Origin of the sequence: Burkholderia arboris (assembly GCF_038723655.1) — a bacterium.
Taxonomy (GTDB): Bacteria; Pseudomonadota; Gammaproteobacteria; order Burkholderiales; family Burkholderiaceae; genus Burkholderia; species Burkholderia arboris.
On sequence record NZ_CP109821.1, the window covers coordinates 1,497,371 to 1,522,576 of the forward strand.

The 25,206-nt window shown below is 68.8% G+C and carries 24 protein-coding genes; 17 read left to right on the top strand and 7 right to left on the bottom strand.

The window, feature by feature from the left end:
• Positions 1–24: 24 nt before the first annotated feature.
• From OHZ10_RS07060 to OHZ10_RS07070, 3 genes are read left to right on the top strand one after another with little or no spacing between them, the layout of a single operon-like run.
• Complete coding sequence (locus OHZ10_RS07060) at positions 25–942, top strand: glyoxalase (RefSeq protein ID WP_059234842.1); 918 nt, start codon at positions 25–27, stop codon at positions 940–942.
• Positions 939–1,634 (top strand): YoaK family protein, encoded by a 696-nt coding sequence (locus tag OHZ10_RS07065; RefSeq protein ID WP_059234840.1) that lies wholly within the window; start codon positions 939–941, stop codon positions 1,632–1,634. Before OHZ10_RS07060 ends, OHZ10_RS07065 begins: the two co-directional genes overlap by 4 nt.
• Complete coding sequence (locus OHZ10_RS07070) at positions 1,631–3,175, top strand: alginate export family protein (RefSeq protein WP_342704061.1); 1,545 nt, start codon at positions 1,631–1,633, stop codon at positions 3,173–3,175. Before OHZ10_RS07065 ends, OHZ10_RS07070 begins: the two co-directional genes overlap by 4 nt.
• 92 nt (positions 3,176–3,267) lie before the next feature.
• Here OHZ10_RS07070 and OHZ10_RS07075 read toward each other — a convergent pair whose 3' ends face one another.
• Positions 3,268–4,854 (bottom strand): acid phosphatase, encoded by a 1,587-nt coding sequence (locus OHZ10_RS07075; RefSeq protein WP_059234837.1) that lies wholly within the window; start codon positions 4,852–4,854, stop codon positions 3,268–3,270.
• Between the two features lie 224 nt (positions 4,855–5,078).
• Between OHZ10_RS07075 and OHZ10_RS07080 the strand changes: the two genes are divergently transcribed.
• The 3 genes from OHZ10_RS07080 (at position 5,079) to OHZ10_RS07090 (ending at position 7,435) form a co-directional block, all read left to right on the top strand.
• On the top strand, positions 5,079–6,464 hold the full coding sequence (locus OHZ10_RS07080) for a cytochrome-c peroxidase (protein WP_256085888.1): 1,386 nt from the start codon (positions 5,079–5,081) through the stop codon (positions 6,462–6,464).
• Positions 6,465–6,566: 102 nt separating this feature from the next.
• Positions 6,567–6,953, top strand: a complete 387-nt coding sequence (locus OHZ10_RS07085; RefSeq protein ID WP_059236811.1) for a hypothetical protein — start codon at positions 6,567–6,569, stop codon at positions 6,951–6,953.
• An 11-nt stretch (positions 6,954–6,964) separates the two neighbouring features.
• Complete coding sequence (locus OHZ10_RS07090; protein ID WP_256086040.1) at positions 6,965–7,435, top strand: NUDIX hydrolase; 471 nt, start codon at positions 6,965–6,967, stop codon at positions 7,433–7,435.
• A 107-nt stretch (positions 7,436–7,542) separates the two neighbouring features.
• Here OHZ10_RS07090 and OHZ10_RS07095 read toward each other — a convergent pair whose 3' ends face one another.
• Positions 7,543–9,252: a glutamine--tRNA ligase/YqeY domain fusion protein gene (locus OHZ10_RS07095; RefSeq protein ID WP_059234830.1), complete on the bottom strand. Its 1,710-nt coding sequence runs from the start codon at positions 9,250–9,252 to the stop codon at positions 7,543–7,545.
• A 253-nt stretch (positions 9,253–9,505) separates the two neighbouring features.
• Between OHZ10_RS07095 and OHZ10_RS07100 the strand changes: the two genes are divergently transcribed.
• Both OHZ10_RS07100 and OHZ10_RS07105 read left to right on the top strand, forming a co-directional pair.
• Positions 9,506–9,715, top strand: a complete 210-nt coding sequence (locus OHZ10_RS07100; protein ID WP_006497729.1) for an ornithine acetyltransferase — start codon at positions 9,506–9,508, stop codon at positions 9,713–9,715.
• A gap of 190 nt (positions 9,716–9,905) precedes the next feature.
• Positions 9,906–10,454 carry an RBBP9/YdeN family alpha/beta hydrolase gene (locus tag OHZ10_RS07105; RefSeq protein WP_059234828.1) on the top strand — a complete coding sequence of 183 codons (549 nt, stop codon included), beginning with the start codon at positions 9,906–9,908 and terminating at the stop codon, positions 10,452–10,454.
• 33 nt (positions 10,455–10,487) lie between these two features.
• Here OHZ10_RS07105 and OHZ10_RS07110 read toward each other — a convergent pair whose 3' ends face one another.
• On the bottom strand, positions 10,488–11,708 hold the full coding sequence (locus OHZ10_RS07110; RefSeq protein ID WP_342704078.1) for a CaiB/BaiF CoA-transferase family protein: 1,221 nt from the start codon (positions 11,706–11,708) through the stop codon (positions 10,488–10,490).
• 253 nt (positions 11,709–11,961) lie between these two features.
• Here OHZ10_RS07110 and alaS point away from each other — a divergent pair, with 253 nt between their 5' ends.
• Complete coding sequence (alaS, locus tag OHZ10_RS07115) at positions 11,962–14,586, top strand: alanine--tRNA ligase (protein ID WP_174994405.1); 2,625 nt, start codon at positions 11,962–11,964, stop codon at positions 14,584–14,586.
• Positions 14,587–14,717: 131 nt separating this feature from the next.
• Here the strand turns inward: alaS and OHZ10_RS07120 are convergent, their stop codons facing one another.
• The gene (locus OHZ10_RS07120; RefSeq protein ID WP_174994406.1) at positions 14,718–15,632 is read right to left on the bottom strand and encodes a LysR family transcriptional regulator; all 915 of its coding nucleotides are present in this window, start codon (positions 15,630–15,632) and stop codon (positions 14,718–14,720) included.
• A 123-nt stretch (positions 15,633–15,755) separates the two neighbouring features.
• Between OHZ10_RS07120 and OHZ10_RS07125 the strand changes: the two genes are divergently transcribed.
• From OHZ10_RS07125 to OHZ10_RS07160, 8 genes are all read left to right on the top strand, one after another.
• On the top strand, positions 15,756–17,024 hold the full coding sequence (locus OHZ10_RS07125) for a YbfB/YjiJ family MFS transporter (protein ID WP_342704081.1): 1,269 nt from the start codon (positions 15,756–15,758) through the stop codon (positions 17,022–17,024).
• 121 nt (positions 17,025–17,145) lie between these two features.
• Positions 17,146–17,682, top strand: coding sequence for an NUDIX domain-containing protein (locus OHZ10_RS07130; protein ID WP_059234819.1), 537 nt, complete (start codon positions 17,146–17,148; stop codon positions 17,680–17,682).
• A gap of 139 nt (positions 17,683–17,821) precedes the next feature.
• Positions 17,822–18,259 carry an acyl-CoA thioesterase gene (locus tag OHZ10_RS07135; RefSeq protein ID WP_059234817.1) on the top strand — a complete coding sequence of 146 codons (438 nt, stop codon included), beginning with the start codon at positions 17,822–17,824 and terminating at the stop codon, positions 18,257–18,259.
• A 9-nt stretch (positions 18,260–18,268) separates the two neighbouring features.
• Complete coding sequence (locus OHZ10_RS07140; protein ID WP_059234815.1) at positions 18,269–19,204, top strand: branched-chain amino acid ABC transporter permease; 936 nt, start codon at positions 18,269–18,271, stop codon at positions 19,202–19,204.
• Positions 19,197–20,426, top strand: coding sequence for a branched-chain amino acid ABC transporter permease (locus OHZ10_RS07145; protein ID WP_342704084.1), 1,230 nt, complete (start codon positions 19,197–19,199; stop codon positions 20,424–20,426). The genes OHZ10_RS07140 and OHZ10_RS07145 overlap by 8 nt, the downstream gene beginning before the upstream one ends.
• The gene (locus OHZ10_RS07150) at positions 20,423–21,175 is read left to right on the top strand and encodes an ABC transporter ATP-binding protein (RefSeq protein WP_059234811.1); all 753 of its coding nucleotides are present in this window, start codon (positions 20,423–20,425) and stop codon (positions 21,173–21,175) included. The genes OHZ10_RS07145 and OHZ10_RS07150 overlap by 4 nt, the downstream gene beginning before the upstream one ends.
• Positions 21,172–21,858: an ABC transporter ATP-binding protein gene (locus tag OHZ10_RS07155; protein WP_342704086.1), complete on the top strand. Its 687-nt coding sequence runs from the start codon at positions 21,172–21,174 to the stop codon at positions 21,856–21,858. Before OHZ10_RS07150 ends, OHZ10_RS07155 begins: the two co-directional genes overlap by 4 nt.
• Positions 21,859–22,026: 168 nt before the next feature.
• On the top strand, positions 22,027–22,773 hold the full coding sequence (locus OHZ10_RS07160; RefSeq protein WP_342704088.1) for a glucose 1-dehydrogenase: 747 nt from the start codon (positions 22,027–22,029) through the stop codon (positions 22,771–22,773).
• A 44-nt stretch (positions 22,774–22,817) separates the two neighbouring features.
• Here the strand turns inward: OHZ10_RS07160 and OHZ10_RS07165 are convergent, their stop codons facing one another.
• From OHZ10_RS07165 to iolE, 3 genes are all read right to left on the bottom strand, one after another.
• A complete protein-coding gene (locus OHZ10_RS07165; protein WP_174994411.1) occupies positions 22,818–23,312 on the bottom strand; it encodes a heme-degrading domain-containing protein in 495 nt (164 codons plus the stop codon).
• A gap of 98 nt (positions 23,313–23,410) precedes the next feature.
• Entirely contained in the window at positions 23,411–24,229 is an 819-nt protein-coding gene (gene iolB, locus OHZ10_RS07170) for a 5-deoxy-glucuronate isomerase (protein WP_059234804.1), read from the bottom strand.
• Between the two features lie 36 nt (positions 24,230–24,265).
• Positions 24,266–25,195: a myo-inosose-2 dehydratase gene (gene iolE / locus OHZ10_RS07175; protein WP_059234801.1), complete on the bottom strand. Its 930-nt coding sequence runs from the start codon at positions 25,193–25,195 to the stop codon at positions 24,266–24,268.
• Positions 25,196–25,206 lie beyond the last annotated feature (11 nt).

The window sequence follows — 25,206 nt, forward strand, 5'->3', positions numbered from 1 at the left end:
ATAAAACAACCAGGAAACCCCTTCATGAAAATCATTCGTTCCGTGTTGCTCGCCGCGATGATCGCGGGCGGTCTCGCCGTCGCGCCTGTCGCATTCGCGAAGACGCCGGTCGCAAAGGCCGTCACGACACCGGCCGTCGCGGTCGGCCCGCAGTACGACACGACGCACGTGTGCGTGTCGCCCGACGATTTCGACCGTTTCACCGACAGCTTCGTCGCGACGTTCGGCGGCAAGAAATCGAAGCAGGGCGTATTCCAGGTCACGCCGACGCCGAGCCAGACGATGTCGCAGCTCGTGCTCACGCCGGTCGGCACGATCTCGGTGTTCGGTTTCAAGACGCCGATCCCGTATCCGTTCTGTGCGGAGCGCACCGGCTATCTCGTCACCGATCTCGACGTCGCGGTGAAGTCGGCGCGCGCGCACGGCGCGGACGTGGTCGTCGACACGTTCCCCGATCCGATCGGGCGTGACGCGATCATCCGCTGGCCGGGCGGCGTGAACATGCAGCTGTACTGGCATACCGAAGCGCCGCACTACGACGCGCTGGAGACGGTGCCCGAGAACCGCGTGTATGTGTCGCCGGAAAGCGCCGACACGCTCGTGCGCGACTTCGTCGCGTTCTCGCACGGCAAGGTCGTGTCCGACGTGCGCAACGCGCCGGGTGTCGAGATCGGCCGGCCGAACGACACGTACCGACGCATCCGCATCGAATCGGGCTTCGGCAAGATGACCGTGCTCGCCACCGACGGCCATCTGCCTTACCCGTTCGGCCGCGATATGACGGGGTACGAAGTGCCCGATCTCGCCGCGACGCTGAAGAAGGCGCAGGCCGCGGGCGTGACCGTGCTCGTGCCGGCGTTCACGTCGGCCGGCCGCGACGCGGCGCTCGTGCAGTTCCCGGGCGGCTACGTCGCCGAGATCCACGCGGGCGCAGCGCGATGAAGCACGAGGACACGATCCTTGCCGCGGTGGCCGGCTTCGTCGACACACTGAGCTTCGTCGCGCTGTTCGGGTTGTTCACCGCGCACGTGACGGGCAACTTCGTGCTGATCGGCGCAGGCATCGCGGGCTTCGGCCAGGGTGTCGTGCTGAAGCTCAGCGTGTTTCCCGCATTCGTGTGCGGCGTGATCGCGAGCAGTCTGATCGCGCGGTCGATGTCCGCGCGGCCTGCGTGGCAGGGCACACGTGCGCTGCATGCGGTGCAGGCCGTGCTGCTGCTCGGCTTCTGCGCGGCCGGCGTGTGGGCGACGCCCGTCACGCAGCCCGACAGCCTGCCGGCGCTCGTGGCCGGTATCGTCGGCACGTTCGCGATGGGCGTGCAGAACGCGCATCCGCGCGTGATCCCGCGTGCCGGCGTGCCGAACACCGTGATGACCGGCAACGTCACGCAGGCGATCCTCGACGTCGTCGACATGCTGTCCGCCGGCACGGCCGACAACGTGCGCGCGGCCGCACGCGCGCGCTTCGCGAAGATGCTGCCGGCGATCGTCGCGTTCGCGCTCGGCGCGGCGTGCGGTGCGCTCGGGTTCCGCTACGTCGGGTTTCTGGCGCTGCTCGCGCCGGTCTGCGCGCTGGCGGCGCTCGCGCTGTGCGCGTCGCAAGGGGCCGTCACCGTCAAGCAGGAGCGCGCATGAGCCGGTGGCGGGAACGGAATCGCCGCGCGCGCCGCTTCGGCAGTGCGGCACGTGCGTCGGTCGTCGCAGGTCTGCTGATCGCGGGGGCCGATGCTGCGTTCGCGGCCACCGCAACGGCAACGGCAACGGCAACGGCAACGGCAACGACAACGGCAACGGCAACGGCAACGACAGCGGCACCGGCACCGGCACCGGCACCGGCCTCTGACGGCACCGCGTCGACGTGTACGGCCAAGCGGCCGACCGTACTGTTCAACCGCTGGCAGGAAGACTGGTCGGTGCTCGCGAATCCATGCGTGCCGCGCGCGCCGCTCGACGGGTTGAAGTACATTCCGCTCGGCAACGATCCGGCCTCCTATCTGTCGCTCGGCGTGAACCTGCGCGAGCGCCTCGAAACGAACGACGCGCCGCTGTTCGGCATCGGCTCCGCTCAATCGGATACGTACCTGATCCAGCGCGTCGAAGTGCATGCCGATGCGCATCTCGGCCAGCACTGGCAGTTCTTCGTGCAGTTGCAGGACGATCGCGCGTACGGCAAGAACACCATCTCGCCGGTCGACAGGAATCCGCTCGATCTCGAACAGGCGTTCGCGACCTACACGGGCGCGCTCGGCGGCGGCACGTTCAAGTTCCGCGTCGGCCGCCAGGAGATGGCGTTCGACCTGCAGCGCTTCATCGCCGCGCGCGACGGCCCGAACGTGCGGCAGGCGTTCGATGCGGTGTGGGCCGACTACGAGTACCAGAAGTGGCGTTTCATCGCGTATGCGACGCAGCCGGTGCTGAACCGCACCGTGTCCGCATTCGACGACGTGTCGAACCGCGACCTCACGTTCAGCGGCGTGCGTTTCGAGCGGCAGTCGGTCGGGCCCGGCGACCTGTCGGGCTACTGGTCGCGCTACAACCGCAGCAACGCGCGCTTTCTCGACGCGAGCGGTGCCGAGCGGCGCGACGTATGGGACGTGCGTTACACCGGTACGCAGGGCCGCTTCGACTGGGACTTCGAAACGATGCTGCAGACGGGCACGGTCGGCAGCAGCTCGATCCGCGCGTGGGCAGTGGGCTCGATCGCCGGCTACCGGCTCGACGCGCCGTGGTCGCCGCGCGTCGCGCTGCAGGTCGATGCGGCGTCGGGTGACCGCAATCCGCACGACGGCCGCGTCGGCACCTTCAACCCGCTGTTTCCGAACGGCTATTACTTCACGCTGGCGGGCTTCACGGGCTACTCGAACCTGATCCACGTGAAGCCGTCCGTGACGCTGAAGCCGTCGCCGAACCTGTCGCTGCTCGGCGCGCTCGGCTTCCAGTGGCGCGAGACGACCGGCGACGCCGTCTACCAGCAAGGCAACGTGGTGGTGCCGGGCACGGCAGGCAAGGGCGGGTTGTGGACGGGGATGTACGTGCAGCTGCGCGCGGACTGGACGATCGCCGCGAACCTGATCGGTGCGATCGAGGCCGTGCATTTCCAGGTCGGCGATGCGATCCGGCAGGCGGGCGGGCACAATGCCGATTACGTCGGTGTCGAGCTCAAGTACGGCTGGTAACCGGCACGCGTGCGCATGAAAAAGGGCGGCCCGGAGGCCGCCCTTCGTGCGCTCGGGCCGGCGATGCCGCCGGCCCGTTCGTCGCGATGCCGTTACAGGTTCGGCGACAGCGCGAGCGCGTTCGTCAGGTCGCCCATCGGCTGGCCGCCGTTCGCCTTCAGCGCGTCGTCGCGCTGCTGCAGGCCCGCGAGGCGCGGCAGCGAGAAGCGGCGCGTGATGAAGCGCAGGATCGACGCGGTGTCGTACTGCGTGTGGTCGACGAAACCCTTCTTCGAGAACGGCGACACGATCAGCGCCGGAATACGCGTGCCCGGGCCCCAGCGATCGCCCTTCGGCGGCGACACGTGATCCCAGAAGCCGCCGTTTTCGTCGTACGTGACGACCACGACCATGTTCTTCCACTGCGGGCTTGCCTGCAGGTGGGCGATCAGGTTCGCGATGTGCTGGTCGCCGCTCGACACGTCCGTGTAGCCCGCGTGTTCGTTCAGGTTGCCCTGCGGCTTGTAGAACGCGACTTGCGGCAGCGTGCCCGCGTCGATCGCCTTGATGAACTCGCTGCCGTCGGTGCCGCCGTCGAGCAGGTGCTGCGCGCGGCTCGTGCTGCCCGGCGCCTGATTCGCGTAGTAGTTGAACGGCTGGTGGTGCGGCTGGAAGTTCGGCGCCGTCATGTTCGGGCCGTAGATCACGTTGGCCGTGCCGCTTTGCGCGGCCTGCAGTGCCTGGTTCCATGCACCGCCGTACCATGCCCACGACACGCCGGCGTTGGTCATCAGGTCACCGATGTTCTGCTGCGACTGCGGCGGCAGCGTCGACGCGGCCGACGGATCGGCGAGGTTCGGATCGCCGCCGGAAGCCGCCTTGTTGCCGCTCGGCTGATACGGCGGCTGCATCGTGTTGATCGCGTAGAAGTCCGGCGTCAGGTTGCCCGAGTTCACGAACTTCGGAATGCCGTCGAGTGCGGACGCCGGCGAGTTGGTCGCGAGCTGCAGCGACTTGCCGTCGGCGGCGACGGCCGAGATCGACCCCGCGGCCGGGCTCTTGTCCGCATTCGCGTAGAACGGCGCGCAGGCGCAGATCAGGTACTGGTGGTTCAGGAACGAGCCGCCGAACGCGCCCATGAAGAAGTTGTCGGCCAGCGTGAACTGCTGCGCGATCTTCCACAGCGGCAGCTTCGTCGCGTCGGGCGTGTAGTGGCCCATCACGAGGCCGCCGGAGTCGGCCCAGGCGGCGAACATGTCGTTCTTGCCGCCGTTGATCTGCATCTGGTTCTCGTAGAAGCGGTGATACAGGTCGCGCGTCGTCACGCTCATCGGCGTGTTGAAGCCGCTCGGATCGTCGATCGCGAACGGTGCGTTCGGCAGGTTCGCCGTCATCGCTTCCGTCACGGCCGGCGTCACGCCCTTCGCGGTCAGGCCGCCCCAGACCTTCGGCAGCGTCGCGAGCGGCTGGCCGTTGCGGTCCTTCTGCTGCGCGCTGGCCGCGGTCACGTTCTGCAGACCGTTCGCGCCCGGGAAGTTGCCGTACAGGTTGTCGAAGCTGCGGTTTTCCGCGTAGATGACGACGACGTTCTTCACCGTCGACAGGCCCTGCTGCTGCACGTCGTCTCCGCCGCAGGCGGTGAGGGCGGCGGCCGCGGCTACGGCGATCGGTGTAAAGCGAATCCAGGCGTGGTTTTTCATCCGTTGTACTCTCTATCTCTCTCTTGTCGCGTGGGGAACCGGCGCATTCGTGTACCGCCGGTTCGCGAGGTGACCGTGGCATGTCCGGCTGCACGCATTTTGAGGGTGCGATTTGACAGGCGGGTGTAGGCGTCCTTTCGATTAGCTGTCGGCGAGGCGTCATGTAACGGTCATGCGGCTGACATAAACTCCGGCCGCTCATGAACCCACTTTCCGACGAATCGATGAAGCCTCGCCAACCGACAGCCGGCGCGTTCGCGCGTTCGTGGCTGCATCTCGCCGGCGCATTCGCGCTGGCCACCACGCTCGTCACCCTTGCCGGCTGTGACGGACAGCCCGGTGCCGGCACGCCGTCCGCGCAAGCCGCCAGCGCGGCGAGTGCGCCGGGCGCTGCGAGCCTGGTTGCGTCCGCAACGGTTGCCGCGAGCGGCGCCGTGGTCGCGACGAACCAGCCGCAGACGCGGGCACAAGTTTACGAAGGCGTGCGCCGGATGACGGCGCTCGGCAAGCAACTTTTCTTTGACCCTACGCTGTCAGGTTCCGGCAAGCTGGCGTGTGCGTCCTGCCACAGCCCCGATCACGCGTTCGGGCCGCCCAATGCGCTCGCCGTGCAGTTCGGCGGCGACGACATGAAGCGGCCGGGCTTTCGTGCGGTGCCGTCGCTGAAGTACCTGCAGGGCGTGCCGCAGTTCACCGAGCACTTCCACGATTCCGACGACGAAGGCGACGAGAGCGTCGACGCGGGCCCGACGGGCGGCCTCACGTGGGATGGTCGCGTCGATACGGGCGCCGAGCAGGCGCGCATTCCGCTCACGTCGCCGTTCGAGATGAACAGCTCGCCCGCGAAGGTCGTGCAGGCCGTGAAGGCTGCGCCGTATGCGGACGAGTTCCGGGCGGTGTTCGGCGTGAAGGTGCTCGACGACGACGCGGCCACGTTCAAGGCCGTGTTGCGCGCGCTCGAAACGTTCGAGCAGACGCCCGAGCTGTTCTCGCCGTATACGAGCAAGTACGACGCGTATCTCGCGGGCCGTGCGCAGCTCACGCCGGCCGAGCTGCGCGGGCTGCAGCTGTTCAACGACGAGAAGAAGGGCAATTGCGCGAGCTGCCACATCAGCCAGCGCGCGCTCGACGGCACGCCGCCGCAGTTCAGCGATTTCGGGCTGATCGCGATCGCGGTGCCGCGCAACCGCGCGCTGCCCGTCAACCGCGACCCGCGCTTCTTCGATCTCGGCGCGTGCGGCCCCGAGCGCACCGACCTGAAGGGCCGCGACGAATTCTGCGGACTGTTCCGCACGCCGTCGCTGCGTAACGTCGCGCTGCGCAAGACCTTCTTCCACAATGGCGTGTATCACACGCTCGAGGACGTGATGCGCTTCTACGTCGAGCGCGACATCCATCCGGAGAAGTTCTACCCGGTCGTGCACGGCAAGGTGCAGATCTACGACGATCTGCCGAAGCGCTACTGGCCGAACATCAACCGCGAAGCGCCGTTCGACCGCAAGCGCGGCGAGCCGCCGGCGCTGAACGCGGCCGAGATCAAGGACGTGATCGCGTTCCTCGGCACGCTGACTGACGGATATCCGCAAACGGCCGCGCCGGCCGGGCACTAGACATTGCAGCACGCATGCTATGCTCGCTCGCTGACGGGCGCGGTGCGTGCTGGTTCGCCGGCCTGCACCGCGCCGTTCGACCGAACATCCAAGGAGAACAACATGTCGATGCGTGCATCCCTTTCCGTCGTCACGCGTGTGCTGGCCGGCGCCGCGTGCGCAGCCGCGATGCTGCCTGCCCATGCGCAGAACAACCTGAACTTCCTGAACGACACGCCGATCAGCTATTTCAGCAAGACCGACCGTGCGTCGCTTTCGAAGGCAGTCGTGCAGGCGCGCGACGAGGGCAAGGACGGCGAAGTCACGACGTGGCAGAGCAGCGGCCGCGGCACGCAGATCGACGCGAAGCTCACGCCGGCCACGACCGAGACGGATGGCAAGACCTGCCGCGAAATCACCACCGAAGTCACCGCGAAGGGCCAGACGATGACCCTCAAGCCCGTCTACTGCAAGACGGGCGCGGGCAAGTGGCAGCTGCAGAAGCGCTGAGCACGCGTGCGATGAAGCGGGGCGGCGCGCCGCGCACGGTGTCGTGCGGCGTCGTGATCCTCGACGCGGCGGGTCGCGTGTTCCTCGCGCACGCGACGGATACCACGCACTGGGATATCCCGAAGGGGCAGGGCGAGCCCGGCGAGACGCCGGCCGACGCCGCGCTGCGCGAACTGCTCGAGGAAACCGGCATCGAGTTCGCGCCCGCGCGGCTGCTCGATCTCGGCCGCTTCGCGTACCGGCACGACAAGGATCTGCACCTGTTCGCGGTGCGGGTGGCCGAAGGCGAGATCGATCCCGCGCAGTGCACGTGCACGTCGCTGTTTCCGAGCCGTCGCGACGGCTCGATGATTCCCGAGATGGACGCGTACCGCTGGACCGTGCTGGCCGACATCGACGCGTATGCGAGCCGCAGCCTCGCGCGGCTGTTTCGCACGAAGCTGTCGCTGGCGGACCTGCATCGGCGGTTGTCGGGCGGGTGAATGTTCCGCTTCGATGCACGCAATGAAAAACCGGCCCTTGGGCCGGTTTTTTATTGGTCGCGCGACGGCGGCTGTCGAAGCCGCCCGCCGCCGTGCGGAGCAGGCCGTCAGGCCGGCTTGCCCCAGCTGTCGCGCAGCCCGACGATCCGGTTGAACACCGGCTTGCCCGGCTTCGAATCGACCCGGTCGGCAACGAAGTAGCCGTGGCGCTCGAACTGCAGGCGCGTTTCCGGCGCAATGTCGCCGTTGCCCGGCTCGACGTACGCCTGCACGATCTTCTTCGAATCGGGGTTCAGCGCCTCGAGGAAGTTCGCGCCGCCCGCGTCCGGATGCGGCTCCTTGAACAGGCGGTCGTAGATCCGCACTTCGGCCGGCTGCGCATGCTTCGCGCTGACCCAGTGGATGTTGCCCTTGACCTTGTACGTGTTCGCGCCTTCCGTGCCCGACTTGCTGTCCGGGAAGTAGTTGCAGTGCACGGCCGTCACGTTGCCTTCGGCGTCCTTGTCGAAGCCCGTGCACTCGATCACGTAGCCGTAGCGCAGGCGCACCTTGTTGCCCGGGAACAGGCGGAAATAGCCCTTCGGCGGGTTTTCGACGAAATCCTCGCGCTCGATCCACAGCTCGCGCGAGATCGGGAACGTACGCACGCCGCGATCCGGGTGGTGCGGGTGCACGGGCGCCGTGCACGCTTCCTCGAGGTCTTCCGGATAATTGTCGATCACGAGCTTCAGCGGATCGAGCACCGCGACCGTACGCGCGGCCTTGTCGTCGAGGTCGTCGCGCAGCGCGCCTTCGAAGATGCTCATGTCGATCCACGAATCGATCTTCGTCACGCCGATCCGTTCGCAGAACAGGTGGATGCTCTCCGGCGTGAAGCCGCGGCGGCGCACGCCGACGATCGTCGGCATCCGCGGGTCGTCCCAGCCGTCGACGTGGCCTTCGGTGACGAGCTGCAGCAGCTTGCGCTTGCTGGTGATCGCGTACGTGAGGTTCAGGCGCGAGAATTCGATCTGTTGCGGCAGCGGGCGCGTGAACATGCCGGCTTCCGCGAGTTCGTTCAGCACCCAGTCGTACAGCGGGCGGTGATCCTCGAATTCGAGCGTGCACAGCGAATGCGTGATGCCTTCCAGCGCATCCGAGATGCAGTGCGTGTAGTCGTACATCGGATACACGCACCATGCGTCGCCGGTGCGGTAGTGGTGCGCGTAGCGGATCCGGTAGATCACCGGGTCGCGCATGTTCATGTTCGGCGAAGCCATGTCGATCTTCGCGCGCAGCACGTGCTCGCCTTCCTTGAACTCGCCGGCCTTCATGCGGCGGAACAGGTCGAGGTTTTCTTCCGGCGTGCGCCCGCGGAACGGCGACGGCTTGCCGCCTTCGGTGAGCGAGCCGCGGTTCGCGCGCATTTCATCGGCGCTCTGGCTGTCGACATACGCCTTGCCGCGCTTGATCAGCAGCTCGGCGAACTCGTACAGCTTGTCGTAGTAGTCGCTCGCGAAATACTGATGATCGACCGCGTCCTTGCGCCAGTCGAAGCCGAGCCAGCGCACCGCGTCGACGATCGAGTCGACGTACTCGACGCTTTCCTTTTCCGGGTTCGTGTCGTCGAAGCGCAGGTGGCACACGCCGCCGTAGTCGCGCGCGACGCTGAAGTTCAGGCAGATGCTCTTCGCATGGCCGATGTGCAGATAGCCGTTCGGCTCCGGCGGGAAGCGCGTCTCGACGCGGCCGCCCCATTTGCCGGTGCGGTTGTCGTCGTCGATGATGTTGCGGATGAAATTGGAAGCCGCGGGGGCGTCGTTGCGTTCGGTGCTCATGCGGTTGGCGTCAGGTTGTGTCGGCGCGTCGCGCCGGTTTAATCCTGTAATTCTACCTGACCGGGGTCCGTCCCGCGCGGGTTGCGGGTCCGGCACCCTGCGTTCGCAATGCGTAACGCAATATATCGAGTCTGTGTCGGCTGTAACACGACGTAAATCGGATTGCCCGCGCCGTTCGGGTTTTCCTATGATGGCTTTACCGATACAACGCCGCCAGTCGTATTTTTTTCCGGGCGGAAGGAAGCCAATAACCATGATGAAGAAGACCACTTTTCTCGTTCGTACCGCAGTGATCGTCGCGGCCCTGTCGCAACTCGGCGCATGCGCGATGACGCATACGCAACGTAATGCCGGTATCGGCGCGGCCGCGGGCGGCGCGCTCGGCTACCTGATCACGGGTGGCCCGGTCGGCACGGTCGCCGGTGCGGCGGCAGGCGGCCTGGTCGGCGCCGGCGTACGCTGATCCCGGCCGGCGGATGCCCGCGACGCGGGCGCCGCTGAACGCCGGCCGGTCGTGACGCCGGTCTGAACGCGTCACGGCCCGCATGAATTTCACGCACATCCCCGGATTTTGACAGGCAGCATCAGGGAGAGGAGGGTGTGCGACACTTCGTCGACGCCACATCACGATTCCATTCGTCGACGAACCCTCCATGAGCGACCCCTTCGTTTTCGTCCTGCCGGGCTACGGCAATTCCGGCCCGCTTCACTGGCAAAGCCGCTGGGAGCGCGCCGATGCGCGCTTTTCGCGTGTCTCGATGCCCGACTGGGACCGCGCGTTCCGCAACGGCTGGTGTCTCGCGCTCGACCGCGCGGTCGAAGCCGCGCGCGGGCCGGTACTGATTGCCGGCCACAGCCTCGGCACGCTGACCGCCGCATGGTGGGCGACGCGCTATGCGCGCCCGGCCGCGCTCGCGAAAGTGCGCGGCGCGCTGCTCGTCGCGTTGCCCGATCCCGCCGGGCCGGCGTTTCCGGCCGGCGCGCACGGTTTCGGCCCGGTGCCGCACGAGCGGCTGCCGTTTCCGACCTGCGTCGTCGCGAGCAGCGACGATCCGTACGGTTCGCTCGCGTTCGCGCGCGGCTGCGCGCACGCGTGGGGCAGTGAATTCCGTGAAATCGGCCCGCGCGGCCACATCAACGCGGACAGCGGGCTCGGCGACTGGCCGGCCGCGCGCGGCTGGCTCGACGCGCTCGCGCGGTAGGCGGGCCGTCCGCCATCGCGCGAGCCTGGCACGTCAGATCGCCTGCTTCGCCTTCAGCGCGGCAATCTGCGCGTCGTCGTAGCCGAGCATGTCGCGCAGCACGTCGCCGGTCTGCGCGCCGAGCAGCGGCGGGGCCGTGCGCGCGTCCGGCGGCGTCGCGCTCATCCGGATCGGGTTGCGCACGAGCTTCACGTCGGCGCCGCACGGGTGCGGCAGCGACAGCTGCATCCCGCGCGCGATCACCTGTTCGTTGTCGAACACTTCGTCGAGATCGTTGATCGGCCCGCACGGCACGCCGGCCGCTTCGAGCACGGCGATCCAGTCGGCCTTGCCGCGCGTCTTCACCATCTCCGCGAGGATCGGCACCAGCGTGTCGCGATGGCGCACGCGCGACGGGTTCGTCGCGAAGCGCTCGTCGTCGGCCAGTTCGGGCCGGCCGCCGGCCTCGACGAACTTGCGGAACTGCCCGTCGTTGCCGACCGCGACGATGATCCAGCCGTCGCTCGTCTGGAACGTCTGGTACGGCACGATGTTCGGATGCGCGTTGCCCCAGCGCACCGGCGGGTTGCCGCTCGCGAGGAAGTTGGTGTTCATGTTCGCGAGCAGCGCGACCTGAACGTCGAGCAGCGCCATGTCGATGTACTGGCCTTCGCCGGTCCGGTCGCGGTGCGCGAGCGCGGCGAGCACGGCGATCGTCGAATAGAGGCCGGTCGCGAGATCGGCGATCGCGACGCCTGCCTTCTGCGGGCCGCCGCCCGGCTCGCCGTCGCGCTCGCCGGTGATGCTCATGAAGCCGCCGATTCCCTGCACGATGAAGTCGTAGCCCGCGCGGTGCGCGTACGGGCCCGTCTGGCCGAAGCCGGTGACCGAGCAGTAGACGAGATCGGGCTTCACCGCGCGCAGCGAGTCGTAATCGAGCCCGTATTTCTTCAACTGGCCGACCTTGTAGTTCTCGAGCACGACGTCGCTTTGCGCGGCGAGTTCGCGCACGATCTGCTGGCCCTCGGGCGTCGCGATGTCGATCGTCACCGAGCGCTTGTTGCGGTTCGCCGCGAGATAGTAGGCGGCCTCGGCGGTATCCGCGCCGTCCGCGTCCTTCAGGTACGGCGGCCCCCAGTGGCGCGTGTCGTCGCCGGCGCCCGGGCGCTCGACCTTGATCACGTCCGCACCGAAATCGGCAAGCGTCTGCGCGCACCACGGGCCCGCGAGCACGCGGGTGAGGTCCAGCACGCGGATATGGCTCAGGGCACCCATCGTCGAATCGTCTCCTTTCATGGCTGGCCTGCCTTGTCGGGCAGGGCCGATTGGCATGCCGAGCATCTTAAGGCGAATCGGCCATCCGGGTGGCCCAGCCGGGCCGTCCGGATGGCCGAGCCGCTTTGCCGGCGCTTTGCCCGGAAGCCGGCCCCGATCCCGTATAATCGATCGTTTCCGAATCCATGCCGTCGAGCGCCCACCAAGGGCGCCGGCGTTTGAAGCCGTCTTTGCCAGACTGTCCCCGCACGCCATGAAAGCTGCCGAAATCCGCGAGAAATTCCTCAAATTCTTCGAATCGAAGGGCCACACGATCGTCCGCTCGTCGAGCCTCGTGCCCGGTAACGACCCCACGCTGATGTTCACGAACTCGGGCATGGTCCAGTTCAAGGACGTCTTCCTCGGCACGGACCCGCGCCCGTACTCGCGCGCCACGACGGCGCAGCGCAGCGTGCGCGCGGGCGGCAAGCACAACGACCTCGAGAACGTCGGCTACACGGCGCGCCACCACACGTTCTTCGAGATGCTCGGCAACTTCTCGTTCGGCGACTACTTCAAGCACGACGCGATCAAGTTCGCGTGGGAGCTGCTGACCACGGTCTACCAGCTGCCGAAGGACAAGCTGTGGGTCACCGTCTACCAGGAAGACGACGAGGCATACGACATCTGGGCGAAGGAAGTCGGCGTGCCGACCGAGCGCATCATCCGCATCGGCGACAACAAGGGCGCGCGCTACGCGTCGGACAACTTCTGGACGATGGGCGACACCGGCCCGTGCGGCCCGTGTACCGAAATCTTCTACGACCACGGCCCGGACGTGTGGGGCGGCCCGCCGGGATCGCCCGAAGAAGACGGCGACCGCTACATCGAGATCTGGAACCTCGTGTTCATGCAGTTCAACCGCGACGCGCAGGGCAACATGACGCGCCTGCCGAAGCAGTCGGTCGACACCGGCATGGGCCTCGAGCGCCTCGCCGCGGTACTGCAGCACGTGCACAGCAACTACGAGATCGACCTGTTCCAGAACCTGATCAAGGCCGCCGCGCGCGTGACCGAGATCAGCGACCTCACGAACAACTCGCTGAAGGTGATCGCCGATCACATCCGCGCATGCTCGTTCCTGATCGTCGACGGCGTGATTCCCGGCAACGAAGGCCGCGGCTACGTGCTGCGCCGGATCGTGCGCCGCGCGATCCGCCACGGCTACAAGCTCGGCCGCAAGGGGTCGTTCTTCCACAAGCTGGTGGCCGACCTCGTCGCCGAGATGGGCGTCGCGTATCCGGAGCTGAAGGAAGCCGAACAACGCGTGACCGACGTGCTGCGCCAGGAAGAAGAGCGCTTCTTCGAGACGATCGAGCACGGGATGTCGATCCTCGAAGGCGCGCTGGCCGACGTCGAGGCGAAGGGCGGCAAGGTGCTCGACGGCGAACTCGCGTTCAAGCTGCACGACACGTACGGCTTCCCGCTCGACCTCACGGCCGACGTGTGCCGCGAGCGCGGGATGACGGTCGACGAGCCGGCATTCGACGACGCGATGGCGCGTCAGCGCGAGCAGGCGCGCGCGGCCGGCAAGTTCAAGGCCGCACAGGGCCTCGAATACACGGGCGCGAAGACCACCTTCCACGGTTACGAGGAAATCGCGTTCGACGACGCGAAGGTCGTCGCGCTGTACGTCGACGGCTCGTCGGTCAACGAGGTGAAGACCGGCCAGGATGCGGTCGTCGTGCTCGACCACACGCCGTTCTACGCGGAATCGGGCGGCCAGGTCGGCGACCAGGGCGTGCTCGCGAACGCCGCGACGCGCTTCGCGGTGGCCGACACGCTGAAGGTGCAGGCCGACGTGATCGGCCATCACGGCACGCTGGAGCAGGGCGCGCTGAAGGTCGGCGACGTGCTGCGCGCGGAAATCGACGCGCATCGCCGCGCCCGCACGCAGCGCAACCACTCGGCCACCCACCTGATGCACAAGGCGCTGCGCGAAGTGCTCGGCGCGCACGTGCAGCAGAAGGGGTCGCTGGTTGACGCGGAGAAGACCCGCTTCGACTTCGCGCACAACGCACCGATGACCGACGACGAAATCCGTCGTGTCGAGCAGATCGTCAACAACGAGATCCTGGCCAACGCGCCGGGCATCGTGCGCGTGATGCCGTACGACGAAGCGGTGAAGGGCGGCGCGATGGCGCTGTTCGGCGAGAAATACGGCGACGAAGTGCGCGTGCTCGACCTCGGCTTTTCGCGTGAACTGTGCGGCGGCACGCATGTGCATCGCAGCGGCGACATCGGCTTCTTCAAGATCGTCGTCGAAGGCGGCGTCGCGGCCGGCATCCGCCGCGTCGAGGCGATCACCGGCGACAACGCGGTGCGCTACGTGCAGGAACTCGACGCGCGCGTGAACGAAGCGGCGGCCGCGCTGAAGGCGCAGCCGTCGGAACTCACGCAGCGCATCGCGCAGGTGCAGGACCAGGTGAAGTCGCTCGAGAAGGAGCTGGGCGCGCTGAAGTCGAAGCTCGCCTCGAGCCAGGGCGACGAGCTCGCACAGCAGGCAGTCGACGTGGCCGGCGTGTACGTGCTGGCCGCGACGCTCGACGGCGCCGACGCGAAGACGCTGCGCGAAACGGTCGACAAGCTGAAGGACAAGCTGAAGAGCGCGGCGATCGTGCTGGCGGCCGTCGAAGGCGGCAAGGTCAGCCTGATCGCGGGCGTCACGCCGGATGCGAGCAAGAAGGTCAAGGCCGGCGAGCTCGTGAACTTCGTCGCGCAGCAGGTCGGCGGCAAGGGCGGCGGCCGTCCGGACATGGCGCAGGCAGGCGGCACCGAGCCGGCAAACCTGCCGGGCGCGCTGGCTGGCGTGAAGGGCTGGGTCGAAGAGCGGCTCTGATCGTGACGCGATAGATGCGATGCCGTGTCACTGACGGCATCGCATGAATGGAAAAACGACCCGATCGGCAGGCGCCGGTCGGGTCGTTTTGTTTGTGCGCGTCGATCGGTGCGGCGACGCGCGAACACGGGTCAGGCCGTCACGGTCGCCGGCGGCTTCGTCGCGTCGCCAGGCGGCCGCGCGGCTTCCGTGAGCGCATCGCGCAGCGCGGCGAGCGCCGCCGACGCGTAGCCCTGCCGCCACGCGAGCAGTGTGTCGATGCCTTCGAGGTCGGGGATCGTGTGCGCGGTGATGTTGCCGGTCTCGGGTTGCAGATCGAGCACCGAACGCGGCGCGACCGCGATGCCCGCGCCGGCCGCGACGCACGCGACGATCGCGTGATACGAGCCGAGTTCGAGCACGCGCGCCGGCTTCACGCCGTGTGCCGCATACCACTGTTCGACGTACTTGCGATACGTGCAGCCGCGCTCGAACGCGATCAGCGTCGGCAGGATCACGTCGCGCGGCGTGCGCACCGGCGGATGGCCGCGCGGCGTCAGCAACACGAGGTTCTCGCGGAAGATCGGCACCGTCTCGAACGTGTCGGGCAGTGACGCCGGCTCGGGCGGGCGCGCGAACAGCGCGGCGTCGATCTCGAAGTCGCGCACCCGGTCGATCAGCCAGCCCGTCGTGCCGGTCAGCAGTTCGAGCGATACGTCGGGCCACGCGTGGTGATAGTGCGCAAGTATGGTCGGCAGCCGGCTGGCCGCCGTGCTTTCCATCGTGCCGAGCCGCAGGCGGCCACGCGGCGTGTCTTCGCGCACCGCGTCGCGCGCTTCGTCGGCGAGCGCGAGCAGGCGCTCCGCGTACGGCAGCAGCGTGTGGCCGGCCGGCGTCAGCACGAGCCGGCGGCCGTCGCGCACGAACAGCGCCGCGCCGAGTTCTTCCTCCAGCTGCTTGATGCGCGTCGTGACGTTCGACTGCACGCGATTGAGCTTGGCCGCCGCACGCGTCACGCCGTTCTCGCGCACGACCGCCCGGAATATCGCCAGCGCGGCCAGATCCATGATTCTCTCCAAGGGATGGGTCGATTCTCAATTATTCATTTTTCGAGAACGTTTGGTCAAGCTACGATGCAAACATTCCGATTTCCGATCCGGCCGGCGCGCTGAGTGCCGGCCGCTGCCGCCATGTCCCGCTTCGATGCCCCGACCGCCGCTGCCGGCGTGCTTTCGTCCGATCAGGCCGACCGCCGTGCCCGCGCGGCCGCGCTGGCCTGCATGATCGGCCTCGCCGTCGTACTCGGCGTCGGCCGCTTCGCGTTCACGCCGCTGTTGCCGCTGATGCTTGCGGACGGCTCGATCGGCCTGAAGGCCGGAAGCTGGCTCGCGTCGGCGAACTATGCGGGCTACTTCGCCGGTGCGGTCAGTTGCGCGGCGTTGCGCGTCGCGCCCGCGCGGATGGTGCGCTTCGGGCTCGCGGCCACCGTGCTGCTGACCGCCGCGATGGGCGTCGGCCACCTGCTGCCGGTGTGGCTCGCGGTGCGTTTCGTCGCGGGCGTCGTCAGTGCGTGGACGTTCGTGTTCATGTCGCAATGGGGATTGCGGCGTCTGGCCGAGCTGTATGCGCCGGAGTGGAGCGGGGTGATCTACGCGGGGCCGGGCGTCGGCATCGTCGTGACGGGGCTGCTCGGCAGTGCGCTGGCCGGCCAGCGCGCGGCGGCGGGCTGGCTGGGTTTCGCGGCGCTGTCGGCGGTGCTGTCGGTCGCGATCTGGCGCACGTTCGGCACGACGCGGGCGAACGCGGCGCCGCCGGCGGCCGCCGCGCCGCATGCGGCCGCCGGAGCGACGGCAGCTGCGACGGTACCTTCAACGCCACCTGCCGCCGGCAGGCGAAGCCATCGCGCGGACGCCGCGTGGCTCGTCGGGCTGTACGGCGCACCGGGCTTCGGTTACATCATCACCGCGACGTTCCTGCCGGTGATCGCGCGCGCCGCACTGCCGGCCGGTTCGCCGTGGCCCGACCTGTTCTGGCCGATGTTCGGCGCGGCGCTGATCATCGGCGCGATCACCGCCGCGCGGCTGCCCGGGCACTGGGACAACCGGTTGCTGTTGGCGGCCGGTTGCGCGACGCAGGCGCTCGGCATCGCAGCCGGAATCGTGTGGCCGAATGCGGCCGGCTTTTCGGTCGGCAGCGTGCTGCTCGGCCTGCCGTTCACCGCGATCACGCTGTTCGCGATGCGCGAGGCGCGGCGCCTGCACGGCGAGCGCGCGGCCGGGCTGATGGGTTATGCGACCGCCTCGTACGGTGTCGGGCAGATACTCGGGCCGCTCGTCGCAGCGCCGCTGGCCGCGCATTCCGGGTCGTTTACGCCCGCGCTGTGGGTCGCGGTGGCCGCGTTGCTGACCGGCGCCGCCGGCTTCGCGGCCACCGCCGCACGCGGGCGCCGGCAATTCTGACGCCGGCGGGGCCGGATCGTCTGCGGCGCGGGCAAACTCGCTAGAATGAAGCCTTTCCCGCGCCGAGCGGGTGCGCGGGCAGCCGGCTGGCGGCCGTCCGGCGCTCGCCAGATCCCCATCGATGACCACCGCCGACTACCGCTTTTGCCCGCGCTGCGCGAGCCCGCTGACCGAGCGCGCCGATCCCGAACATGAAGGCGGCCGCATTCGCCAGGCATGTCCCGACGACACCTGCGGCTATGTGCACTGGAACAACCCGCTGCCCGTCGTCGCGGCGATCGTCGAGCTCGACGGCAAGATCCTGCTCGCACGCAACGCGGCCTGGCCCGAAGGGATGTTCGCGCTGATCACCGGTTTCCTCGAAAACGGCGAAACGCCCGAGGACGGCATCGCGCGCGAGGTGTTCGAGGAAACCGCGCTGAAGGCCGAGCACGTGTCGCTCGTCGGCGTGTACGAATTCATCCGCAAGAACGAGCTGATCATCGCGTACCACGTGCGTGCGTCGGGCTCGGTGTCGCTGTCGCCGGAATTGCTCGAATACAAGCTCGTCGATCCGCCGTTGCTGCGCCCGTGGCGTGCCGGGACGGGTATCGCGCTCGCCGACTGGATGCGCGCGCGCGGCCTCGATTTCGAGTTCGTCGACCGGCCGGGCCAGTGACGGGCCGGCCTGCCCGCAAGGTTTCATCCGCCGCACCGCGAGCGATCGCGGCACGGCGGCGCGTTTCCCGCCGCCGTGCCGCGCCTTACGGCCGCCGCGCGTCGTCCTCATCGCTCCCATCGTCCTGACCGCCATCGCCATGTCCGACAAGCCGCAGCCGCGTCCGCGCGACGCCTATCGCCACTTCCTGCCGATCACGACCCGCTGGATGGACAACGACGTCTACGGGCACGTGAACAACGTCGTCTACTACAGCTACTTCGACACGGTCGTGAACGCGTACCTGATCCGCGCGGGCGTACTCGATGTCGAGCACGGGCAGACGATCGGGCTGGTGGTCGAGACGCAGTGCAACTATTTCGCGCCGCTCGTGTTCCCGCAGTCGGTCGACGCGGGGCTGCGCGTCGTGAAGCTCGGCACGTCGAGCGTGCGCTACGAGGTCGGGCTGTTCGCGCAAGGCGATGCGTCGCCCGCCGCGCAAGGGCATTTCGTGCACGTGTACGTCGATCGCGCGACGCGCCGCCCCGTGCCGCTGCCCGATGCGTTGCGCGCCGCGCTCGAGCCGCTCACGGTCTGACGGCTCGCGGTGCACGCGTTCGCGCTCCAGGCCTTCAACGGCCTCAGCTACGGCTTGCTGCTGTTCATGCTGTCGGCCGGCCTCACGCTGATCTTCAGCGTGCAGGGCGTGCTGAACTTCGCGCATGCGAGCTTCTACATGCTCGGCGCGTATGTCGGTTACAGCATCGCAGCCCACGCGGGCTTCTGGCCCGCGCTCGTGCTCGCGCCGCTCGCGGTCGGGCTGCTCGGCGCCGGCTGCGAACGCGCGCTGCTGCGCCGCGTGCAGGCGCGCGGTCATACGAGCGAGCTGCTGCTGACCTTCGGTCTCGCGTACCTGATCGGCGAGGGCGCGAAGCTCGTCTGGGGCCTCGCGCCGCTGCCGGCGCCCGTGCCGCGGTTGTTCGACGGCGCACCCGCGACCGTCTTCGGCCTCGCATTGCCGCGTTACCGGCTGTTCATGATGGCGATGTCCGCGACGATGCTGGTCGCGCTCGGCGCGCTGCTGCGCGTGTCGCGCATCGGGCTCGTCGTGCGTGCGTCGCTCACGCATCGCTCGGCCGTCGAGGCGCTCGGCTACGACGTGCCGCGCGTGATGACGGCGTTGTTCGGCGCGGGCACCGCGCTCGCCGCGCTGGCCGGGGTGATCGGCGCGCCGCTCGCGGTGATCGAACCCGCGCTGGCCGAGACCGTCGGGTCGGTCGTGTTCGCGGTCGTCGTGATCGGCGGGCTCGGCTCGCTCGGCGGCGCGTTCGTCGCGTCGCTCGCGGTCGGTTTCGCGCAGACCTTCGCGGCCGCGAGCGACACGTCGCTGCGCGACCTCGCGCAATGGGCCGGCATCGCGCTGCCTGACAGCGTGGCCGCGGTGTCGATCGCGCAACTCGCGCCGCTGGTGCCGTACCTGCTGCTCGTCGCGGTGCTGGTCGCGCGGCCGCGCGGACTGTTCGGAGAACGTGCCGATGCGTAGCCGCATGCTGGCCGGATGCGTGCGCTGGGCGCTGTTCGCCGCGTGCTTCGCGCTGCCCGCGTGGCTGTGGCCGCATGGCGCGGTGCTCGGCTATCTCGCGCAGACGGCCGCGCTCGTCGTGCTCGCGCTGTCGTACAACCTGCAGCTCGGCACGACCGGGCTGCTGTCGTTCGGTCACGCGGCGTTCGCGGGCCTCGGCGCGTTCGCGGCCGCGCACTGGTTCAACCATCTGGGCGGCCCGTTGCCGCTGCTGCCGCTCGTCGGCGGTGTGGCCGGCGCGGGATTCGGGTTCGTCGCGGGGCTGCTCGCGACGCGCCGTTCCGGCACCGCGTTCGCGATGATCACGCTCGGGCTCGGCGAATGCGTCGCGGCGGCCGCGTGGAGCGTACCGGCGTGGTTCGGCGGTCTCGGCGGCGTGCCGATCGACCGCGCGAGCGGCACGCCGTGGGGCACCTGGCATTTCGGCGCGCCGGCGCACGCGTATGCGGTGATCGCCGCGTGGTGCGTCGTGTCGGCGTGGGCCATGCACGCGCTGACGCGCACGCCGCTCGCGCGGCTCGCGAACGCGGTGCGCGACAACCCGGCACGCGTCGCCGCGCTCGGCACCGATCCGCGCCGCGTGCGGCTTGCGATGGTCACGTGCGCATCGTTCTTCGCGGGCATCGCCGGCACGCTGACGTTGATCGACATCGAGATCGCGACGCCCGACAGCGTATCGATGGCGCGCTCGGCAACCGTGCTGATCGCCGCGGTGATCGGCGGCACCGGCGCGTTCTTCGGGCCGGCCGCCGGCGCGGCGGTGCTGACCGCGCTGAGCATCGGCGTCGCGGGCGTGTCGCGGGCGTGGGCGCTGTATCTCGGCGTGCTGTTCGTCGCGATCGTCGTGGCCGCGCCGCGCGGGCTCGCGGGCATCGCGCAGGCGCTCGCGCGGGCGATGCGGCGCGATGCCCCGGCGCCCGAGCGGTGGCGGATGCTGTGCGCGGTCGGCGCGTGCGTGTTCTGGGCCGTCGCGATCGTCTGCGCGGCCGAACTCGGCTATGCGTGGCGCTTCGCGCAGGACGACGGCACGGGCCTCGCATTCGGCGCATGGGGCATCGACGCCGATACGCCGGCCGGCTGGGCCGTCGCGTGCTCGGCGGCCGGCATCGGTACGCTGCTGTGGGGCTGGCGCGCCCGGTTCGTGCAGGGCGGGCAGGCCGGCAAGCGGGAGGATGCGCGATGAACGGCAACGCGATCGCGCTGCATGGCGTCGTGCAGCGCTTCGGCGCGCAGACCGTGCTCGACGGTGTCGAGCTGAGCATCGCGGCCGGCGAGCGTCATGCGCTGATCGGGCCGAACGGCGCGGGCAAGTCGACGCTGTTCGGCGTGATTGCGGGGGCGACGCGGCCGACGCGCGGGCGCGTCGTGCTGCATGGCGTCGAGCTGCGCGGACGCGGGCCGGTCGTCGCGAGCCGCCTCGGCATCGGCCGCAGTTTCCAGCAGACCAGCGCGTTCGCGCGGCTGACGGTATTCGACAACCTGCGTTGCGCGGCGCTGCATGCGCCGGCCGAACGGCGGCGCTGGTGGAACCGGCTGCGCGAATCGGCGTCGGTCGATCTCGCGGCCGCGCGCGTGCTGCACGACATCGGTCTCGACGCGCGGCGCGACACGCCGGCCGCCGAACTGAGCTATGCGGAACAGCGCGCGCTCGATCTCGGGATCGCGCTCGCGAGCGGCGCGCGCACGCTGTTGCTCGACGAGCCCACGGCCGGCATGAGCCGCGCGCAGGCGGCGCGGATGATCGCGCTGATCCGCGCGACGACGCAGGGTCGCACGGTGCTGATGATCGAGCACGACATGGACGCGGTGTTCGGCTTCGCGGAACGCATCACGGTGCTCGTGCGCGGCACGGTGGTCGCGACCGGTGCGCCCGATGCGATCCGTGCCGATCCGCGCGTGCGGGCCGCGTATCTGGGCGAGGGCCGCGCATGAGCGCGCTGCTCGACATTCGCGGCCTGCGTGCGTGGTACGGATTGCAGCCCGTCCTCGACGGTGTCGATCTCGCGCTCGCGCCGGGCGAGACGCTCGCGCTGCTCGGCCGCAACGGCTCGGGACGTTCGACGCTCGCGAAGGCCGTGATGGGGCTCGTGCGCACGGCCGGCTCGGTGCGCATCGCCGGTGCGGAATGCGCGGGCGCGAGGACGTTCGAGATCGCGCGGCACGGCGTTGCTTACGTGGCCGAAAGCCGCGACGTGTTCCCGCTGCTGACGGTCCGTGACAACCTGCGGCTCGGGTTGCGCGGCGCTAGCGGCCTGGCCGAACGCGCGGCGCTCGACCGCCTGTTCGACCGCTTTCCGCTGCTGGCCGCGCGCGCGGACGTGAAAGCCGGGCGGTTGTCGGGCGGCGAGCAGCAGGTGCTCGCACTGGTGCGCGCCCTGGCCGGCAGCCCGCGCGTGCTGATCGTCGACGAGCCGGCCGAAGGGCTCGCGCCGCTCGCGGTCGACGAAGTCGGCGCGTGCCTCGCCGCGCTGCAGGCCGACGGCGTCGCGATCCTGCTGATCGAGCAGCGGCTGCAGTTCGCGCCGCGGCTGATGGGGCGCGGACGGATCGTCTACGACGGCGCGCTCGACGGCCTGGGCGGCGAAGTCGCCAATGCCTGGCTGAGCGCCGGGTGACGGCGCGCGACCGATTGTTCGGCAAACTCCGCCAGTCAATTCGCTTCGGGCCGCTTTATCGCTGCGGTGCCGCAAAGTAAATTTCCAGTCAGGCCGGTTGCCATGGCGCCGCATCAGCGCGGCAGCCGGCGCCAACCATCGAACGTCTTCTGACCGAGGAATGAAATCATGAGCAAGCTGGCAGGCAAGGTAGCGATCGTCACGGGCGCATCGAAGGGCATCGGCGCGGCAATCGCGAAGGCACTGGCCGTCGAAGGCGCGTCGGTCGTCGTCAACTACGCGAGCAGCAAGGCGGGCGCCGATGCGGTCGTGAGCGCGATCGTCGAAGCGGGCGGCCGCGCAGTCGCGGTCGGCGGCGACGTGTCGAAGGCGGCCGACGCGCAACGCATCGTCGATACGGCGATCGACACGTACGGCCGTCTCGACGTGCTCGTCAACAATTCCGGCGTGTACGAATTCGCGCCGATCGAAGCGATCACCGAAGAGCACTATCGCCGTCAGTTCGACACGAACGTGTTCGGCGTGCTGCTGACCACTCAGGCGGCCGTCAAGCATCTCGGCGAAGGCGCGAGCATCATCAACATCAGCTCGGTGGTGACCAGCATCACGCCGCCGGCCAGCGCCGTGTACAGCGGCACGAAGGGCGCGGTCGACGCGATCACCGGCGTGCTCGCGGTCGAACTCGGCCCGCGCAAGATCCGCGTGAACGCGATCAACCCCGGCATGATCGTGACCGAAGGCACGCACAGCGCGGGCTTCATCGGCTCGGATCTCGACAAGCAGGTGCGCAGCGAGACGCCGCTCGGCCGCCTCGGCGAACCGGACGACATCGCGTCGGTGGCCGTGTTCCTCGCATCGGACGATGCCCGCTGGCTGACCGGCGAGCACCTCGTCGTGAGCGGCGGGCTGAACTGATCCGGCGGGATTGCGCGATCGGCGCGCGTGCGCCGATCGCGTCGTTACGCGAGCATCGCCAGCGCGTTCGCGCCGACGTGCCACTGCAGGCTCTCGACGACGAGCGCGTGATTGTCTTCGGAATCGAGCCCTGCGATCGTCATCGCGCCGACGATGCCTGCGCTGGCGATCCGCAACGGTACGCTGCCGCCGTCGAGCGCATAGTCGTCGTCCGACAAGCCCTGCGATTGCAGCGACCAGCCGGCGCGGCGAAAGCGCGCGCCGACCGCGAGCGAACTCAGGCCGAAACGCAGCACCGTGTTCTGCCGGCGGCGGATCGCGTCGCTGTCGTTTGCATCGCTGCCGTCGAGCGCGCAGTAGAACAGCGGCGCCTCCTCGCCGACGATGCTCACCGCGATCGGCAGCCCGCGCCGCGTCGCGAGGTTGACCGCGATTTCGCCGATCTGGCGTGCGACGGCCGCATTGAAGCGCGGCAGCGCCGGATTCGACGCGTCGTCGTCGAAGGGATGGGGTTCGAGGCGAAAGAGGGTCGTCACCATGGCGGCTCCGTGGCGTCGCCGGCTCAGTGTGCGCGTGCCGGGCGTCGCATCGTCACGGGCCGCGCGCGGGCCCGTCGTCCGTTCAGTGCTGCGGCATGTCAGCGTTTTGGCGCCGCGTCGAGCATCCACTCGTGCGCGGGGTCATTCTTGAACGCCCACGCGCGGCTCGGCCCGGCCATCACGTTCAGGTAGTACAGGTTGTAGCCGTGCGGCGCGACGACCGGATGGTAGCCGCGCGGCACCATCACGACGTCGTGGTTCTCGACCGCGCATGCTTCGTCGAGGCTGCGGTCGTCCGTGTACACGCGCTGGAATGCGAAGCCCTGCGGCGGGTCGATCCGGTGATAGTAGGTTTCCTCGAGCGAGGTTTCGTCGGGCGCGGCGTCGCGGTCGTGCTTGTGCGGCGGATAGCTGCTCGAATGGCTGGCCGGCGTCACGACTTCGACCACGAGCAGCCGGTCGGCGGCCGGGTTGTCGCCCATCAGGATGTCGCACACGTAGCGCGTGTTGGTGCCTTGCCCGCGCACCGAGCGGCGCATCCGTTCGCCGTCGAGGCGCCGCACGGGCTTGTCGCCGCTCGCGTACGGCGCGGTGCACAGCGCGATTTCCGCATCGCGCGTCGCGATCAGCGTGACGCGCTTGCCGCCCGGCACGTACAGCGCGTCCGGCGAGACCTCCTCGAACACGCTGTCGCGCTTGCCGAGCGCATCGTAGGTTGCGCCGTCGACTTCGGCACGCACGGTGCCCGTCAGCACGACGACGCACAGCTCGCGCGTGCCGGTGTCGAGCGTTTCGGCGTCGCCGGCCTTCAGGCGCAGCGCGCGAAAGCCGACATGCTTCCAGCCGGCCGATTCGGGCGTGACGTTGCAGATTTCGCGGTCGGCGGATGCCTTGACCAGCAGGGGAGAAATCGTCATGGGGAGGGGCTCCGCAATAGGGTAGGGCTCACGCGCTCAAGCACTCAACCGGTCGACGATCGCACGCAGCGACTCGTAGCCCTTTTTCGCATAGGCATAGCTCGGCGCGACGGCCGGATCCTGCTCGGCCTCGACGACGAGCCAGCCTTCGTAGCCGGCGTCCTTCAGCGTGCGCAGCGTCGCGTCGTAATCGAGCGCACCGTCGCCCGGCACGGTGAACGTGCCGTTGATCACGCCGTTCAGGAAGCTCCAGCCGTCGTTGCGCGCCTGCGTGACGACCTGCGGCCGCACGTCCTTGCAGTGCACGTGCGCGACACGCGACACGTGCTTCTTCAGCAGCGTCACCGGATCGGTCGCACCGCCGAAATACGCATGGCCCGTGTCGAACAGCAGGAACACCTTCGCCGGGTCGGTCAACGCCATCAGCCGGTCGACGTCGTCCGGCGACTCGACGTATGCGCCCATGTGGTGATGGTAGGCGAGCTTGATCCCGTATGTGTCGAGCAGGTGCGCGCCGAACGCATCGAGGCGCGCCGCGTAGCGCTGCCAGGCTGCGTCGTCGACGAAACGCGGCCGTTTCGCGACCGGCGTCTCGATGTTGCCCTGGATCGTGCCCGCGCATTCGCCGTAGACGACGACCTTCACGTCGTTGAACTGCAGCTTCGTCATGTGCGCGCGGCAGCGCTCGATCTCTGCCGCGACCGCGTCGGCGTCGCTCATGCCCGGCGCGACTTCCGCGAGGAAGCCCGAATACCAGCCGGACACGCACACGAGGCCGAACTCGGCGAGCTTCGCCTTCAGCTCGGGGCCCGTCTTCGGAAACTTGTTGCCGAGCTCGAAGCCCGCATAGCCGATTTCGGCGCCTTCCTTCAGTGCCGTTTCGAGCGGCGTCTCGCCGCCGAGCGACGGCAGGTCGTCGTTCATCCACGACAGGGGATTGATGCCGATGCGGACGTTCCAGCTCATGACGTGCTTCC

Excerpts from the sequence above, each read along its gene's own strand:
- OHZ10_RS07060 (WP_059234842.1), top strand. The coding sequence starts at position 25 with ATGAAAATCATTCGTTCCGTGTTGCTCGCCGCGATGATCGCGGGCGGT.
- OHZ10_RS07065 (WP_059234840.1), top strand. The coding sequence starts at position 939 with ATGAAGCACGAGGACACGATCCTTGCCGCGGTGGCCGGCTTCGTCGAC.
- OHZ10_RS07070 (WP_342704061.1), top strand. The coding sequence starts at position 1,631 with ATGAGCCGGTGGCGGGAACGGAATCGCCGCGCGCGCCGCTTCGGCAGT.
- OHZ10_RS07075 (WP_059234837.1), bottom strand. The coding sequence starts at position 4,854 with ATGAAAAACCACGCCTGGATTCGCTTTACACCGATCGCCGTAGCCGCG.
- OHZ10_RS07080 (WP_256085888.1), top strand. The coding sequence starts at position 5,079 with ATGAAGCCTCGCCAACCGACAGCCGGCGCGTTCGCGCGTTCGTGGCTG.
- OHZ10_RS07085 (WP_059236811.1), top strand. The coding sequence starts at position 6,567 with ATGTCGATGCGTGCATCCCTTTCCGTCGTCACGCGTGTGCTGGCCGGC.
- OHZ10_RS07090 (WP_256086040.1), top strand. The coding sequence starts at position 6,965 with ATGAAGCGGGGCGGCGCGCCGCGCACGGTGTCGTGCGGCGTCGTGATC.
- OHZ10_RS07095 (WP_059234830.1), bottom strand. The coding sequence starts at position 9,252 with ATGAGCACCGAACGCAACGACGCCCCCGCGGCTTCCAATTTCATCCGC.
- OHZ10_RS07100 (WP_006497729.1), top strand. The coding sequence starts at position 9,506 with ATGATGAAGAAGACCACTTTTCTCGTTCGTACCGCAGTGATCGTCGCG.
- OHZ10_RS07105 (WP_059234828.1), top strand. The coding sequence starts at position 9,906 with ATGAGCGACCCCTTCGTTTTCGTCCTGCCGGGCTACGGCAATTCCGGC.
- OHZ10_RS07110 (WP_342704078.1), bottom strand. The coding sequence starts at position 11,708 with ATGGGTGCCCTGAGCCATATCCGCGTGCTGGACCTCACCCGCGTGCTC.
- alaS (WP_174994405.1), top strand. The coding sequence starts at position 11,962 with ATGAAAGCTGCCGAAATCCGCGAGAAATTCCTCAAATTCTTCGAATCG.
- OHZ10_RS07120 (WP_174994406.1), bottom strand. The coding sequence starts at position 15,632 with ATGGATCTGGCCGCGCTGGCGATATTCCGGGCGGTCGTGCGCGAGAAC.
- OHZ10_RS07125 (WP_342704081.1), top strand. The coding sequence starts at position 15,756 with ATGTCCCGCTTCGATGCCCCGACCGCCGCTGCCGGCGTGCTTTCGTCC.
- OHZ10_RS07130 (WP_059234819.1), top strand. The coding sequence starts at position 17,146 with ATGACCACCGCCGACTACCGCTTTTGCCCGCGCTGCGCGAGCCCGCTG.
- OHZ10_RS07135 (WP_059234817.1), top strand. The coding sequence starts at position 17,822 with ATGTCCGACAAGCCGCAGCCGCGTCCGCGCGACGCCTATCGCCACTTC.
- OHZ10_RS07145 (WP_342704084.1), top strand. The coding sequence starts at position 19,197 with ATGCGTAGCCGCATGCTGGCCGGATGCGTGCGCTGGGCGCTGTTCGCC.
- OHZ10_RS07150 (WP_059234811.1), top strand. The coding sequence starts at position 20,423 with ATGAACGGCAACGCGATCGCGCTGCATGGCGTCGTGCAGCGCTTCGGC.
- OHZ10_RS07155 (WP_342704086.1), top strand. The coding sequence starts at position 21,172 with ATGAGCGCGCTGCTCGACATTCGCGGCCTGCGTGCGTGGTACGGATTG.
- OHZ10_RS07160 (WP_342704088.1), top strand. The coding sequence starts at position 22,027 with ATGAGCAAGCTGGCAGGCAAGGTAGCGATCGTCACGGGCGCATCGAAG.
- OHZ10_RS07165 (WP_174994411.1), bottom strand. The coding sequence starts at position 23,312 with ATGGTGACGACCCTCTTTCGCCTCGAACCCCATCCCTTCGACGACGAC.
- iolB (WP_059234804.1), bottom strand. The coding sequence starts at position 24,229 with ATGACGATTTCTCCCCTGCTGGTCAAGGCATCCGCCGACCGCGAAATC.
- iolE (WP_059234801.1), bottom strand. The coding sequence starts at position 25,195 with ATGAGCTGGAACGTCCGCATCGGCATCAATCCCCTGTCGTGGATGAAC.